The sequence below is a fragment of the Stenotrophomonas sp. SAU14A_NAIMI4_8 genome, assembly GCF_003086695.1.
Taxonomy (GTDB): domain Bacteria; phylum Pseudomonadota; class Gammaproteobacteria; order Xanthomonadales; family Xanthomonadaceae; genus Stenotrophomonas.
On sequence record NZ_CP025999.1, the window covers coordinates 581,425 to 595,194 of the forward strand.

At 67.5% G+C, this 13,770-nt stretch carries 17 protein-coding genes; 8 read left to right on the top strand and 9 right to left on the bottom strand.

Going from position 1 to position 13,770, the window contains the following annotated elements; translation table 11 throughout:
• Window positions 1–24: 24 nt before the first annotated feature.
• The gene (locus C1930_RS02555) at window positions 25–1,674 is read left to right on the top strand and encodes a Na+/H+ antiporter (RefSeq protein WP_108752047.1); all 1,650 of its coding nucleotides are present in this window, start codon (window positions 25–27) and stop codon (window positions 1,672–1,674) included.
• 146 nt (window positions 1,675–1,820) lie between these two features.
• On the opposite strand, the gene C1930_RS02560 is transcribed toward C1930_RS02555, so the two are convergent.
• On the bottom strand, window positions 1,821–2,069 hold the full coding sequence (locus tag C1930_RS02560; protein ID WP_108751456.1) for a DUF3297 family protein: 249 nt from the start codon (window positions 2,067–2,069) through the stop codon (window positions 1,821–1,823).
• 90 nt (window positions 2,070–2,159) lie between these two features.
• Here C1930_RS02560 and C1930_RS02565 point away from each other — a divergent pair, with 90 nt between their 5' ends.
• Complete coding sequence (locus C1930_RS02565) at window positions 2,160–2,702, top strand: hypothetical protein (protein ID WP_108748369.1); 543 nt, start codon at window positions 2,160–2,162, stop codon at window positions 2,700–2,702.
• A gap of 81 nt (window positions 2,703–2,783) precedes the next feature.
• On the opposite strand, the gene C1930_RS02570 is transcribed toward C1930_RS02565, so the two are convergent.
• The 5 genes from C1930_RS02570 to msrB all read right to left on the bottom strand — a co-directional run bounded on the left by C1930_RS02570 (window position 2,784) and on the right by msrB (window position 6,100).
• Window positions 2,784–3,059 (bottom strand): DUF4031 domain-containing protein, encoded by a 276-nt coding sequence (locus C1930_RS02570; RefSeq protein ID WP_108755303.1) that lies wholly within the window; start codon window positions 3,057–3,059, stop codon window positions 2,784–2,786.
• Window positions 3,060–3,072: 13 nt separating this feature from the next.
• Window positions 3,073–3,570, bottom strand: coding sequence for a hypothetical protein (locus tag C1930_RS02575; RefSeq protein WP_108755304.1), 498 nt, complete (start codon window positions 3,568–3,570; stop codon window positions 3,073–3,075).
• A 132-nt stretch (window positions 3,571–3,702) separates the two neighbouring features.
• Window positions 3,703–4,683 (bottom strand): flagellar motor protein MotB, encoded by a 981-nt coding sequence (motB, locus tag C1930_RS02580; protein ID WP_108755305.1) that lies wholly within the window; start codon window positions 4,681–4,683, stop codon window positions 3,703–3,705.
• Window positions 4,684–4,686: 3 nt separating this feature from the next.
• Window positions 4,687–5,541, bottom strand: coding sequence for a flagellar motor stator protein MotA (gene motA / locus C1930_RS02585; RefSeq protein ID WP_108752051.1), 855 nt, complete (start codon window positions 5,539–5,541; stop codon window positions 4,687–4,689).
• 91 nt (window positions 5,542–5,632) lie between these two features.
• Window positions 5,633–6,100: a peptide-methionine (R)-S-oxide reductase MsrB gene (gene msrB / locus C1930_RS02590; protein ID WP_108748374.1), complete on the bottom strand. Its 468-nt coding sequence runs from the start codon at window positions 6,098–6,100 to the stop codon at window positions 5,633–5,635.
• A 130-nt stretch (window positions 6,101–6,230) separates the two neighbouring features.
• On the opposite strand from msrB, the gene C1930_RS02595 reads away from it, so the two are divergent.
• Window positions 6,231–6,605, top strand: coding sequence for a classical arabinogalactan protein 4 (locus C1930_RS02595; RefSeq protein WP_108771014.1), 375 nt, complete (start codon window positions 6,231–6,233; stop codon window positions 6,603–6,605).
• Window positions 6,606–6,726: 121 nt separating this feature from the next.
• Window positions 6,727–6,912: a lana protein gene (locus C1930_RS02600; protein ID WP_108771015.1), complete on the top strand. Its 186-nt coding sequence runs from the start codon at window positions 6,727–6,729 to the stop codon at window positions 6,910–6,912.
• Window positions 6,913–7,102: 190 nt separating this feature from the next.
• On the opposite strand, the gene C1930_RS02605 is transcribed toward C1930_RS02600, so the two are convergent.
• The gene (locus tag C1930_RS02605) at window positions 7,103–7,582 is read right to left on the bottom strand and encodes a winged helix-turn-helix transcriptional regulator (RefSeq protein ID WP_108771016.1); all 480 of its coding nucleotides are present in this window, start codon (window positions 7,580–7,582) and stop codon (window positions 7,103–7,105) included.
• Between the two features lie 149 nt (window positions 7,583–7,731).
• On the opposite strand from C1930_RS02605, the gene C1930_RS02610 reads away from it, so the two are divergent.
• The gene (locus C1930_RS02610; protein ID WP_108771017.1) at window positions 7,732–9,036 is read left to right on the top strand and encodes a D-amino acid dehydrogenase; all 1,305 of its coding nucleotides are present in this window, start codon (window positions 7,732–7,734) and stop codon (window positions 9,034–9,036) included.
• Window positions 9,015–10,085, top strand: a complete 1,071-nt coding sequence (gene alr, locus C1930_RS02615) for an alanine racemase (protein ID WP_108771018.1) — start codon at window positions 9,015–9,017, stop codon at window positions 10,083–10,085. Before C1930_RS02610 ends, alr begins: the two co-directional genes overlap by 22 nt.
• 83 nt (window positions 10,086–10,168) lie before the next feature.
• Here the strand turns inward: alr and C1930_RS02620 are convergent, their stop codons facing one another.
• Complete coding sequence (locus C1930_RS02620) at window positions 10,169–10,741, bottom strand: DUF3016 domain-containing protein (protein WP_108752056.1); 573 nt, start codon at window positions 10,739–10,741, stop codon at window positions 10,169–10,171.
• Between the two features lie 173 nt (window positions 10,742–10,914).
• On the opposite strand from C1930_RS02620, the gene C1930_RS02625 reads away from it, so the two are divergent.
• Both C1930_RS02625 and C1930_RS02630 read left to right on the top strand, forming a co-directional pair.
• The gene (locus C1930_RS02625) at window positions 10,915–12,975 is read left to right on the top strand and encodes an ATP-binding protein (protein ID WP_234412726.1); all 2,061 of its coding nucleotides are present in this window, start codon (window positions 10,915–10,917) and stop codon (window positions 12,973–12,975) included.
• 44 nt (window positions 12,976–13,019) lie between these two features.
• On the top strand, window positions 13,020–13,310 hold the full coding sequence (locus tag C1930_RS02630) for a DUF3247 family protein (protein WP_108752057.1): 291 nt from the start codon (window positions 13,020–13,022) through the stop codon (window positions 13,308–13,310).
• Window positions 13,311–13,370: 60 nt separating this feature from the next.
• Here the strand turns inward: C1930_RS02630 and C1930_RS02635 are convergent, their stop codons facing one another.
• On the bottom strand, window positions 13,371–13,634 hold the full coding sequence (locus C1930_RS02635) for a hypothetical protein (protein WP_108748382.1): 264 nt from the start codon (window positions 13,632–13,634) through the stop codon (window positions 13,371–13,373).
• Window positions 13,635–13,770 lie beyond the last annotated feature (136 nt).

The following is a 13,770-nucleotide window of genomic DNA, read 5'->3' on the forward strand; positions in this document are numbered from 1 at the left end:
CACGCGCCGCTTCCCGGAAGAAGCATGCACACCATCGAAGTCGTCCTGGCGATGCTGGTGGCCGTTGTCGCCAGCGGTTACCTGGTTCGCGTCCTGCCCTTTTCACTGCCGCTGCCGCTGGTGCAGATCGGTTTGGGCGCAGTCATCGCCGGGGTGTTCAACCGCGGCCATGCGCTGGAACCGGAAGTGTTCTTCCTGCTGTTCCTGCCGCCGCTGCTGTTCCTCGATGGCTGGCGTATTCCCAAACAAGGCCTGTTCCGCGACAAGGGCGCGATCCTGGAACTGGCCTTTGGCCTGGTGGTGTTCACCGTCATCGGCGCGGGCCTGCTGATCCACTGGATGATTCCGGTGATGCCGCTGGCGGTGTGCTTCGCGCTGGCGGCCATCGTCTCGCCCACCGATCCGGTGGCGGTGGGGGCAATCGCTTCGAAGGCGCCCATTCCCAAGCGGCTGATGCACATCCTGGAAGGCGAATCGCTGTTGAACGATGCCTCCGGTCTGGTCTGCTTCCGCTTCGCGGTGGCCGCGGTGATGACCGGATCGTTCTCGCTGGCCACCGCCTCGCTCACCTTCCTGTGGGTGGCTGTGGCGGGCCTGGCGGTGGGCGTGGCGGTCACCCTGGGCGTGTCCACCTTCCAGCGCTGGCTGTGGCGCCGCTTCGGCGAAGAGCCCGGCGCGGCCATGCTGGTGAACCTGCTGATTCCGTTCGCGGCCTATCTGCTGGCCGAAGAGATCCATGCCTCGGGCATCCTTGCGGCCGTGGCCGCCGGCATTGCGATGAGCTACGTGGAGCTGACCGGTCGCGTGTCCGGCAGCATGCGCGTGCAGCGCGCCGGGGTCTGGAACATGCTGCAGTTCAGCTTCAACGGCATCATGTTCGTGCTGCTGGGCGAGCAGTTGCCGGGCATCGTCGAGCGCGCGACCACCACCATGAACGAGACCGGCCATCAGAGCGCCTGGTGGCTGCTGGTGTACGTGGTGGTGATCAACGCGATGCTGATCGCGCTGCGCCTGCTGTGGGTGTGGCTGTCGCTGCGCTGGAACCTGCTGCGCGCGCGCCGCCGTGGCCTGCAGCATGGCGAGGCACCGAACTGGCGCATCGTGGTGGCCACCTCGGTGGCCGGCGTGCGCGGTGCCATCACCCTGGCCGGCGTGCTGACCCTGCCGCTGTTCCTGCCCGATGGCAGCCCGTTCCCCGCGCGTGACCTGGTCATCTTCCTGGCCGCAGCGGTCATCCTGTTCTCACTGGTGGGCGCCAGCGTGGCCTTGCCGCAGCTGCTGAAGGGCCTGCAGCTGCCGGCTGATTCGGGCGAGCGCAAGGAAGAGGACCTGGCCCGCAAGCTGTCTTCCAAGGCCGCACTGGCCGGGGTGGAGCGCATGCGCCAGCAGCTGGTGATGAACCAGAACACCGACAACGTGCAGCTGTTCAATGACGCTGCATCGCGGGTCAGCCTGCTGTACCAGCGGCACCTGGAAAAGGACAACGAAGGCCCCGACGTGGACCCGGACAAGGTGAAGCGGATGGAGCAGGGCTACCGCCAGCTGCGCAGCGCGGGCCTGAATGCCGAACGCGAGGAGCTGTTCCGGCTGACCCGGCGCGGGGTGATTTCCGATGAGATCTCGCGGCGCCTGATCCGCAACCTGGACCTGCTGGAATCGCGCCAGCGCGGCTGACCGACCCGGCCCATGCCGCTGCGCGGCTGACCCTGGAACGTAGAGTCGAGCTTGCTCGACTGCTCTTTCTCAACGCAGTCGAGCAAGCTCAAAACAATCGAGCAAGCTCAAAGCAGTCGAGCAAGCTCGACTCTACGAGAGCCGGGTTATTCCGGCTTCTGTTCCAGGAAGTACACCTCGACCTTGCCCTTGACCTTGATGGTCATCGGGTTGCCGCGGCGGTCGCGCGCCTTGCCGGCCTGCACGCGGATCCAGCCTTCGCTGACCGAGTATTCCTCGACGTTGTCACGCTCGACATCGTTGAAGCGCACGCCCACGCCGCGCTCCAGCGCCTGCGCATCGTGGAAGGGGCTGGCCGGGTTGATGGCCAGGTGGTCGGGAGGGGTATCGCTCATCGCATCATTCACAGTGACGGCCACCACGGCCGGCTTCAGCGGCACAGGATAAACCGTAGAATGCCGGCCTGCCCCACAGGAATGCCCGCCATGCCCGACAACAGCGACTATTTCGACTTCGAGGAAGACGCCCACGATTTCGACGAGGACGACTTCGAGGCCCGCATCTGGAACCTGCTGGTACTGATCAACCCCGGCGATGATGAGCTGGCCCTGCAGCAGTTCAACCGCTGGCGCGAGATGCTGGCCGAGGCCGGCGAGCCGCTGGAGGCCGACGCGGACTGGCTGCCCGCGCTGTTCACCGCCATCGCCTGGCAGTCCGGGTTCGAGGTGGAGCGCGATGATCTGGAATCGCTGCAGTCGGCGGTGAACGAGCTGTCGGCGCGCTTCAACCTGCAGCTGGACTGGGGTGGCGACCTGGACGACGAGGATTTCGCCGAAGACCTGGACGGGGTGCAGCTGATGTCCACCGCCTTCGACCGCCTGCGCGAGCACAACTACACGCTGTGGAGCGTGGATGCTGGCAGCGGCGGCTTCACTGGCTGGATGGCGCTGACCCGCGACGACGATGCGCTGCTTGCGCTGTGTTCGTTGCTGAACGTGGAAGTGCGGCTGGGCAGCGACCCGTTCTGATCGGTAGCGCCGGGCCATGCCCGGCGGCTTCTCACCGCGCTGCGCGCTCGCCGGGCATGGCCCGGCGCTACCCGTACCGGCCTACGGCCGGTACTGGGCGCGGGCGTTGGCGATCACAGCTTTGACGAGAGCGCGGTCGCTGTGCCGGGAAATGGCGCGGGCGCCGAGGGCGATCGCCTGCGCGCGCAGTTCGGCGTTGACGTCGTAGTGCGCGCCGCTGGCCTTGTTCTGGAAGGCCCGCGGTGGAATGCCGAGCTGCGCCGCCATGGCGTGCAGCTCGGCCAGGGTGTCGGCCATCAGGTGCGCCCAGCGCTGTCCGCGCCAGGCATGCACCGCGTCATCGACGTAGACCGCCACCGCCGTGGCCGGCTCAGGCCTGCGGCTTGCCGTCGGTGTCGGCGTCAGCGGCCACCGGGGCCTCGGCGTCGGCAGCGACTTCTTCGGCCACCACCGGTTCAGCGCCGGCATCTGCGCCTTCTTCGGCTTCCACGCCTTCGAACTCGGACACCAGCTTGTCCAGGTACTCATCGGCGGTCTGGCCGGCTTCGGCGGCCAGGGTGTCCAGCAGCTTCTGCAGCAGCTCGGAATATTCCAGGTTGACCTTGCGGCCTTCCTTTTCCTGCACGTTGGACAGGTGCTTGAGCATGGCCAGCATCGGCACCGGGTTGTCGGCGTTGCCCATGGTCTGGCCGCCGATGGCCAGCAGCCACTCGCGGCCCTGCAGGCCGATGGCGGCGACCGGCTGGCCGTCTTCGTTGGTCAGCACGGCGTGGTTCTGCACCTGCTGCTGGGCGTTCAGGCGCAGGAACGGACGCTTGGCCTGCTGCTTCTTGCGCTTGTCGCGCTTGGCCTTGGAGTTCTGGGACATGGGTGGGGTCACCTGGAAAAGGAAAGACCGCCATTGTACTGGGTGCCGCGCTGCGCGCTCGCCGGGCGTGGCCCGGCGCTACCGGATCGCAGCGCCCCGCGGTAGCGCCGGGCCATGCCCGGCGGAGACCGGTCAGGGGTCAGAGCCCTTACCGGGGGAAAGGGATCCGACCCCGCTCGCGGCCTCACCCTGTGCGGCCTTCACGTCCGGGTCGACCGTGGTGGCCGACAGCCCCACCTGCGGGCCGGCACCGGCCAACGCGGCCTCTTCGGCAGCGTGGGTCATCACCACGATGCTGATGCGGCGGTTGATCGGGTTCTGCGGGTCCACCTTGTCGAACAGCACCGACGAGGACAGGCCCACCACGCGGGTGATCTTGCTGTCTTCCAGGCCACCATCGACCAGCGCACGACGCGCGGCGTTGGCGCGGTCGGCGCTCAGTTCCCAGTTGCCGTAGCCGCGCGCAGCCGAATAGGCGGTGATATCGGTGTGGCCGGTCAGGCTGATCCGGTTCGGCACGTGGTTCAGGTACTCGGCCAGCTCGTGCAGGATCTGCTGCGTGTACGGCTTCAGCGACGCGCTGCCCAGGTCGAACATCGGCCGGTTCTGCTTGTCCACGATCTGGATGCGCAGGCCTTCCGGGGTCAGGTCCAGCAGCAGCTGGTCCTTGAACGGTTCCAGCGCCTGGCTGCGGCTGATCGCTTCCTGCAGCTCCTTCATCAGCGCTTCCAGCTGCTGCTTGTCGCGCTGCTGCTGGTCCACCGGCTGCTGCATGGCCTGCTTCTGGTTCTGGAAGGGGTCGTTGCTGTTGCCGCGGGACAGATCGGTGGCACCGCCCAGCTTGATCATCGAGGTGCTGGCGCCGCCCGGGCCGGCCATGCCCGGTGCCGGCGTGGGGCTCTGCCCGGCCAGCGGGCTGGGGTTGCGGAAGTATTCGGAAATGGCCGCGCGTTCGGGCTTGCTGGTGCTGGCCATCAGCCACAGCACCAGGAAGAAGGCCATCATCGCGGTCACGAAGTCCGCGTAGGCCACCTTCCACGAGCCGCCATGGTGGCCGCCGTGGCCGGCCTTCTTGACCTTGCGGACGATGACGGTGGGCTTGGTCTCGGCCATGGCTTACTTGACCGTCTTCAGGTGCTGCTCGAAATCGGAGAACGCCGGGCGCACGTTCGACGGCAGCGTCTTGCGGGCGAATTCCAGCGCGATCTTCGGGTTGTAGCCACGCAGGCAGGCCAGCAGCGCGGTCTTCACCGATTCGTAGATGCGGCTGTCCTGTTCGGCGCGGGCTTCCATGGCCGAGGCCATCGGGCCGACGAAGCCATAGCCCAGCAGGATGCCCAGGAAGGTGCCGACCAGCGCGCCGGCCACGTGGCCGCCCACTTCAACGATGTCGCCACCGATCGAGCCCATGGTGATGACGATGCCCAGCACGGCCGCCACGATGCCGAAGCCGGGCAGGCCGTCGGCCACCTTGGTCAGTACCTGCGACGGCGCCATGGCTTCGGCGTGGTGCTTTTCCAGCTCCAGCTCCAGCAGCGGTTCCAGTTCGTGCGGCTCGATGTTGCTGCCGATCATCAGGCGCAGGCAGTCGGTGATGAAATCGACCAGGTGGTGGTCGGCCTGCACCTTGGGGTAGTTGGCGAACAGGGCACTTTCGGCGGGGCGTTCGACGTGGTCTTCCAGCGCCATGAAGCCTTCGCGGCGGGCCTTGTTCAGCAGTTCATAGAGCAGGCTGAGGACATCGATGTAGTCCTGCTGCTTGTAGCGCGGGCCCTTGAACACGCCGACCATGGCCTGCAGGGTCTGCTTGACCGTCTTGGCCGGCGTGCCGACCAGGAAGGCGCCCAGGGCGGCGCCGCCGATGATGACCAGTTCGTAGGGCTGCCAGAGGGCACCCAGGCGGCCGTGGGCACCGAGGTAGCCGCCGAGCACGCTGATGATGACGACCAGGAATCCAACGATGATGAGCATGGCGTGACGCAAGGAGGGGGGATATCTCCTTGTCGGCGCGCCACCGGGATTTCTGAAGAGCGAATTGTGTGAAGTCGGTCGGCGGGGGTGTTCAGTCCGCCGTGCCGGTCTCTGCGCCGCCGCGCTGCAGCGGATTGGGCCACGGCTCGCCCTGGCCGGTGAAGGAAAGTGAGACCGAATTCAGGCAGTGGCGCTCGAAGGTGGGCGGCGGGCCGTCCGGGAAGACGTGGCCCAGGTGGCTGCCACAGCGGGCGCAGGTGATCTCGGTACGCACCATGCCGTGGCTGGTGTCGCGGATTTCGCGCACGTGCGCCGGGTCGTAGGGCGCGAAGAAGCTGGGCCAGCCGGTGCCCGAATCGAACTTGGTGCTGGAACGGAACAGCGGCAGCGCGCAGAGGCGGCAGCAGTAGACGCCGTCGCGCTTGTTGTCCAGGAACACGCCGCAGAACGGCGCCTCGGTACCGTGCTGCAGCAGCACGCGGCGCTCTTCGGCGCTCAGGCCGGCAACCAGCGCATCGGTCTGGGCGGCGGTGGGGGGCGTGAGGTCGAACGCGCTCATGCGGCTCTCCGGGGCGGTGGGATGCTGGCTGAAGTGGGGATGGCGGGGCGGCGTTGCAAGTGTGATGGCCATTCATGGGCGGCACACGGGGCCGGGCGCATGGTGGAGGCAACCCACGCTGGAGCGTGCCATGAAACGCCCCCTTGTCCTGCTGTTGTCGGCGCTGCTGCCTCTGGTGGCACAGGCACAGGTGCCCACCGGCAACCCGACCGGCACCCGCAGCAGCACCACGGTGGCGCCGCCGCCGGTGGCACCGCCGGTGCAGCCGGCACGCCCGCAGCCGCAACCGCTGCCTTCACCGCAGCCCCGGCAGCCAATCAAGGCCACCGGCCCGGCGCCGATCACCGCCACCCCTGCACCAGCACTGCCGGACAAGGTCTATGACCGCAACGGCCGCATCGTGCCGGGGGTGAAGCCGGTCGGCCCCAACCGCGTGTTTGATTCGCGCACCGGGCGCTACTACGACAGCGTGCCGCAGGGTGCCGGGCAGCAGATCAAGCCGTAACAGGGCGTGCCGGGGTAGCGGGCTGAACCCAGCAAAACGCGTGCGTGCCGATCACTGTTTTTTCGCCTGCGATTAACCGCTGCGGGACCACCGTGGCGCTGCGCCGGCATGGTGTCGGCGCATGTCCTTCGTCCTATGGATCGCGATCATGAAGAACCAGCAGAACCGTCCGTCCGGCAAGGAACCGCAGGGCCGCAACCCGCAGCAGCAGCAACAGCAGCAGATGGACCAGCAGCAGGCGCACAAGGGCGGCAAGCAGCAGGACCACCGCCAGCAGAGCGGCATGAAGCACCCGCAGCAGCGGTGAACGATCAGGGGTCAGAGCCCGCCTTGCGGGATCTGACCCCGCGCCCAACCAGGGGTCGGATCCCGCGCAGCGGGCTCTGACCCCCACATTCCCGCCAGGGGTCGGATCCCGCGCAGCGGGCTCTGACCCCCACATTCTCGGCAGGGGTCGGATCCCGCGCAGCGGGCTCTGACCCCACCCCCGGCACCGCTCAGTCGGCAATCGGCAGCGCCCAGGTCTCTTTCACTTCTTCCATCACGATGTAGCTCTTGGACTCGCGCACATGCGGCAGGGTCAGCAGGGTGCTGCCCAGCAGCTTGCGGTAGCTGGCCATTTCACTGATGCGCGCCTTCAGCAGGTAGTCGAAATCGCCCGACACCAGATGGCATTCCAGCACGTTGGGCAGCTTCAGCGCGGCGCGGCGGAATTCTTCGAAGATGTCGCCCGATTTGTAGGCCAGGCTGATTTCCACGAACACCAGCAGGCTGGCCTTCAGCGCGGTGGGGTCCAGGTGGGCGTGGTACCCGGTGATCACGCCCTCGCGTTCCAGCCGGCGTACGCGCTCGGTGCAGGGCGTGGTGGACAGGCCCACCCGCTCACCCAGTTCGGTGAAGGAAATACGGCCTTCGGACTGCAGGATGCGCAGGATCTTGCGGTCGATCTTGTCCAGTTCGCGGGAGCGGGTGGCCATGGCCGTCAACCTCGGGGAATGAATCGCAGGGAAACTGCCTGACTGTAGTCCTAAAAACAGGCAAATGCTCTAGGAATGCGCGCCTATACTTCCCCAATTGTGGTCCCGGCGTGCTCAAACGCAGGGAATGATCGGGTTGGAGAGTCCCCATGCGAGTCCTCGTTCTTGGCAGCGGCGTGATCGGCACCACCAGTGCCTGGTACCTGCGGCAGGCCGGCTTTGAAGTCACGGTCATCGACCGCCAGCCGGGCCCCGCGCTGGAAACCAGTTTCGCCAACGCGGGCCAGCTCTCGTTCGGCTACACCTCGCCGTGGGCCGCCCCGGGCGTGCCGAAGAAGGCGATCGGTTGGCTGTTCGAAAAGCATGCGCCGCTGGCCATCAAGCCCGGCATGGACCTGGCCCAGTACCGCTGGCTGTGGCAGATGCTGCGCAACTGCACCCAGGAACGCTATGCCATCAACAAGGCGCGCATGGTGCGCATGTCCGAATACAGCCGCGACTGCCTGAACGAGCTGCGCGCGCAGATCGGCATCGAGTTCGAAGGCCGCGATCTGGGCACCACCCAGTTGTTCCGCACCCAGCAGCAGCTGGACGCCTCGGCGCAGGACATCGAGATCCTGGCCCAGTACGGCGTGCCCTACGAAGTGCTGGACCGCGCCGGCATCATCCAGGCCGAGCCTGCGCTGGCCCACGTGGATGGTCTGGTGGGCGCGCTGCGCCTGCCGCGCGACCAGACCGGTGACTGCCAGCTGTTCACCCGTCGCCTGGCCCAGCTGGCCGCCGACGCCGGCGTGGAATTCCGCTACGACCAGGACATCACCGGCCTGCAGCTCGAAGGCGACCGGGTGACCGGCGTACGCATCGGCAACCGCGTGGAAACCGCCGACCGGGTGGTCGTGGCGCTGGGCAGCTACTCGCCGGCCATGGTGGCGCCGCTGGGCATGCGCCTGCCGGTGTACCCGCTGAAGGGCTATTCGCTGACCCTGCCGATCACCGACCCGGCGATGGCGCCGACCTCGACCATCCTGGACGAGAGCTACAAGGTGGCCGTCACCCGTTTCGACAACCGCATCCGCGTGGGCGGCATGGCCGAAGTGGCCGGGTTCGACCTGTCGCTGTCGCAGCGCCGCCGCGAAACCCTGGAACTGGTGGTACGCGATCTGTACCCGAAGGGCGGCGACCTGGCCAAGGCGCAGTTCTGGACGGGCCTGCGCCCGGCCACCCCGGATGGCACGCCGGTGATCGGCGCCACCCCGCTGCGCAACCTGTACCTGAACACCGGCCACGGCACCCTGGGCTGGACCATGGCCTGCGGTTCGGGCCGCTACCTGGCCGACCTGATGAGCGCGCGCCAGCCGCAGATCAGCACCGAGGGCCTGGATATCTTCCGTTACGGCCAGTACGGCCATGCCCCACAGCAGGAGAGCCGCGCATGCGTCCTGCCCGCGCGCTGATCGATCTGGGCGCGCTGCGCAGCAACTACCGCCTGGCCCGTGAACTCGGTGGCGGCAAGGCGCTGGCCGTGGTCAAGGCCGATGCCTACGGGCACGGCGCGGTGCGCTGCGCGCAGGCGCTGGAAGGCGAGGCCGACGGTTTTGCGGTGGCCACCATCGAAGAAGCTTTGGAGCTGCGCCAGGCCGGCATCCGCGCGCCGATCCTGCTGCTGGAAGGCATCTTCGAAGCCAGCGAACTGCCGCTGGTGGCCGAACATGACCTGTGGTTCTCGGTGGGTTCGCCGTGGCAGGTGGAGGCGCTGGCCGCCTTCGACAGCCCGCGCCCGCTGACGGTCTGGCTGAAGCTGGACAGTGGCATGCACCGGCTGGGCCTGGACGTGGCCGGCTTCCGTGCCGCGCACGCGCGCCTGTCGGCGCTGCCGCAGGTCGAGCGCATCGTGATGATGACCCACCTGGCGCGCGCCGATGAGCTGGACAGCGAGCGCACGCATGAGCAGGCCGCAACGTTCAAGGCGGCCATCGACCGCCTGTCCGGCGAGACCAGCGTGTGCAATTCGCCGGCGCTGCTGGGCTGGCCCGATGTGCGCAGTGACTGGGTGCGCCCGGGCCTGATGCTGTACGGGGCCAACCCGCTGCCGGACGACAGCGCGCTGACCGCGCGCCTGCGCCCGGTGATGACCATGCAGTCGCAGGTGATTGCCGAGCGCTGGATTGAACCGGGCGAGCCGGTGGGCTATGGCGCCCGCTTCGTGGCCAAGGCGCGTACCCGCGTGGGCGTGGTGGCGCTGGGGTACGCCGATGGTTACCCGCAGTTCGCCCCGAATGGCACGCCGGTGCTGATCGATGGCCAGCCCGGTGGCCTGATCGGCCGTGTGTCGATGGACATGCTGACGGTGGACCTGACCGCCCACCCGCAGGCCGGTGTGGGCAGCGTGGTTGAACTCTGGGGCAGCGCACCGACCCTGGCCGAACTGGCCCCGCGCTGCGGCGTGAGTGCCTACCAGTTGCCGTGCGCGGTGAAGCGCGTGGCGCGGGTGTACCAGGATTAAGGGACGCCCGTAGCGCTCTGCGTGTCGACCAAGGTCGACACCTACCGGTGCGTGCTGCACCGGTAGGCGCGCGCTGTGCGGGCTTACCGCGCGGCGGTGACCTGCGGGGCCAGCTGCTTCTTCACCCAGTCATCGATCAGGCGCTTTTCGTAGCGCAGCGGATCGGTATCGCTGCGCACGCCGATGTTGTGCAGATAGCCGCTGTCACTCAGCTTGGCCTCGCCCTCGTTGACGATGCGGCCGCTGGCATCCTTCAGCGTGTACTGCAGGCTGATGCGCGGCGGGTAGATATCACGCATGACCCGGATGTCGCTGCCGCGCGGGCCGTGCCACGGCTCATAGTCGCCTGCACGCTTGATGTCGGTCACGGTCACATCCAGCGTCTGCCCGGGCTGCAGCGGCTTGGCCGCCGTGGTCTGGATGTAGCGGGCGATCTGCTGCACCCAGTCACCCCGCTCGGCTTCAAAGCGGTTGGTGGTCTGGCGCAGCTCGGTGAACTGCGCCGGATCGGTCCACTTCACGCTGACCGGGCCGTCGGCCTGCAGCGCACGGGGCGCATCGGGCGCGGTGACCGTGCGTGGCGCAGCGGTGGCGCTGCCGGCGGCCAGGGCACAGGCCAGCAGCAACGTGGCGGTAGTGAAACGCGAACGGTTCATGGCAGGACTCCTGCGGCCGGGATGGCCGACGGTCGGGGTTTCAGGGCGAGTGTGAGCCTGCCCCGGAGGCGCAGCAATGGCCAAATGCGTCACAAATGGCCGTGGTTGCCGCGAATTCATGCTCGTCAAGCATGACCGACGGCGCTTGACGCTGTGAATACGTCCTTTGGAAGATGCTGTGCGTCCATACCGGCTTGCCTCGACCCCCTTTGTCCACACTGCCGCCCCTCGCCGAGCGCCCAGACCCGCTGGCCCCCACGCCGGAAACCGATCTGCACCGAGGCGTGCTCGAGCGCATCAACGCCGGTTTTTGCGTGATTCACGTGATCTTCGAGGGCAGCCGTGCCGTTGATTACCGCTTCGTAGAGGTCAACGACGCGTTCGAGCGCCACACCGGCCTGAAGGACGCGCGCGGCAAGCGCATGACCGAGCTGGAGCCGAACCACGAAAGCGACTGGTTCCGCATCTACGGCGATGTGGCACGCAGTGGCCGGCCGGCGCAGTTCGAAATGGAAGCACGCGCGCTGGGGCGCTCGTTCTCGGTCGACGCCGTGCGCGTGGGCCAGGCCGGCGAAGACATGGTCGGCATCCTGTTCTTCGATGTGACCGCCCGCAAACAGATTGAAGTGGAGCTGGGCGAAAGCGAGGCGCGCTTCAGCGCGCTGGCCGACGGCCTGCCCATGCCGGTCTGGGTGCTGGACGAGAAAGGCCATGCACGCTTCGTCAACAGCGCCTTCAGTGAATTCTTCGGTGGCGACGAAACCCGCGTACCGGAAGATGTCTGGCGCGGACTGGTGCACCCGGACGACGCTTCGGTGTTCGAGTACGAGCTGCAGGAAGCGCTGAAGGCGCAGCGGTCGATGCATGCGCTGGTGCGCGCCCGGCGTGCCGATGGCCAGTGGCGCTGGCTGGAAATGAATGCCCGCCCGCGCTTTTCGCGCATGGGCCGCTTCATTGGCCTGGCCGGCAGCAGCCCGGACGTGACCGACCGCCGCGAGATCGAGCTGGCCCGCGAAGAACTGCTGCAGTCCGAACGCGCAGCACGCAGCGCGGCGGAAAACATGGCGCGGCTGAAGGACGAATTCCTGGCCACGCTGTCGCATGAACTGCGCACCCCGCTGACCACCATCCTGGGCTGGAGCGAACTGCTGCTGCAGCGCGTGGACAACACCAGCCCGCTGTTCAAGGGCCTGAACGTGATCGCCAGCAGTGCCACGGCACAGAAGCGGCTGATCTCGGACATGCTGGACCTGAGCAGCATGCTGCTGGGCAAGGTGCAGCTGGAAGTGGAATCGCTGGACCTGCGTGGGCAGCTGGTCGAAGCCATGGGTGCGCAGGAACTGGTGGCCGAAGGCAAGGCGCTGGACGTCACCCTGCAGATGCCCGAGGAACGCTGCCTGGTGCTGGGCGATGCCACGCGCCTGCAGCAGGTGTTCTGGAACCTGCTGTCCAACGCCATCAAGTTCACCCCGGCCGAGGGCCGCATCGACGTGCAGCTGCAGGCCGACGGCGCGTACTGGGTGGTGACCCTGCGCGATACCGGCGACGGCATTGCGCCTGAATTCCTCAACCATCTGTTCAGCCGGTTCCGCCAGGCCGATGGCACCACCACCCGCCGCCATGGCGGCCTGGGGCTGGGCCTGGCCATCGTGCAGCAGCTCGTGGAACTGCATGGCGGTACGGTCAGCGCGGCCAGCGAGGGCCATGGCCACGGTGCCACCTTCACCGTGCGCCTGCCGCAGCATTACCCCGATGCGGACAAGCGGCCGCTGCGCGAAGTGATCAGCGGCCCCATCGTCGAACCGATGGTGGTGGAGCCGTACCCGCTGCGTGGCCTGCACGTGCTGGCGGTGGAAGACCAGCCGGAAGTGCTGGAATACCTGCGGCGCATGCTGGAAGAGCAGGGCGCATCGGTATCGGCGGCCACCTCGGCCGTGGAAGCGCTGGCCCTGCTGGCCGACAACGGCCATCTGCACTACAACGTGCTGCTGACCGATATCGGTATGCCGGGCATGGATGGTTATGGGCTGGTGCGCACGCTGCGCGATGACATGGGCGTGGATGCCACCACCCTGCCGGCCGTGGCGGTAACCGCGCTGGCGCGCGCCGATGATCGCCGTCGGGCGCTGGCATCGGGCTTCCAGGAGCATGTGGCCAAGCCGTATTCGGTGGCCCAGCTGGTGGCGGCGGTGCGCCACGTGCAGGCGGCGCGCAACGGCGACGCATTGCACTGAGCATTCACGGCTGATCGGCGACCCTGCGTGCAGGAGGTCGCCGAATGTCCCGTATCGCTCCCCGTATCCACACCGACCCGGCGCAGATCGCGCGCCTGGAATCCCTGCTGCCACAGCTGGAAGGCGAAACGCAGGTGGAACTGACCCTGCAGGATGGTCGTCGCCTGCTGGGCACCGTGGCAGTCAGGCCAACGGTGCAGCAGTTCCGTAATGACGCCGGTGATGAAGGCACCAACGGCCAGCTGCGCCTGGATGACTACGATGCGCCCGTACAGCAGCACTATGTGTGGCTGGACGAGATCGCCAGCGTGCGCAGGTTGCCGCCGAGACCATGAGCACAGCCACCCACGGGGTGGCTCTACCCAGTAGAGCCACGCCATGCGTGGCTGGTCTGCCTAATGTTCAAACACGGTAGGCGTCGCCTCGAAGCGCCGCGCATAGGCGCGTTCTTCGGCCACGCGGGCGACTTCGTCATCGGCCAGGTCCGGGGCCCCATACACCGCATAGGCCACGGCACCGTCGGCACCATGGCCGATCTGGTGCAGGCGGTAGCGCGAATGCCCGCCGCCGGTGTCCTCGGGGTAATGCACGGGCGGATGGCTGCCCTCCAGGTCCATTTCACTGTTGTCGACCACACCACCGACGAACAAGGCGCGCATGCAGGAGCTCCAATAGGTTGCGGGGGGAGCCCTTACCCTGAACCCTTCAATGTTGGCGGCGCATCAACGCCCCGTTGAACTTTCGCAAAGCGCGCCCGGGGCGGGGGGGGCCGAGCCGGTACAATGGACGGCCCTC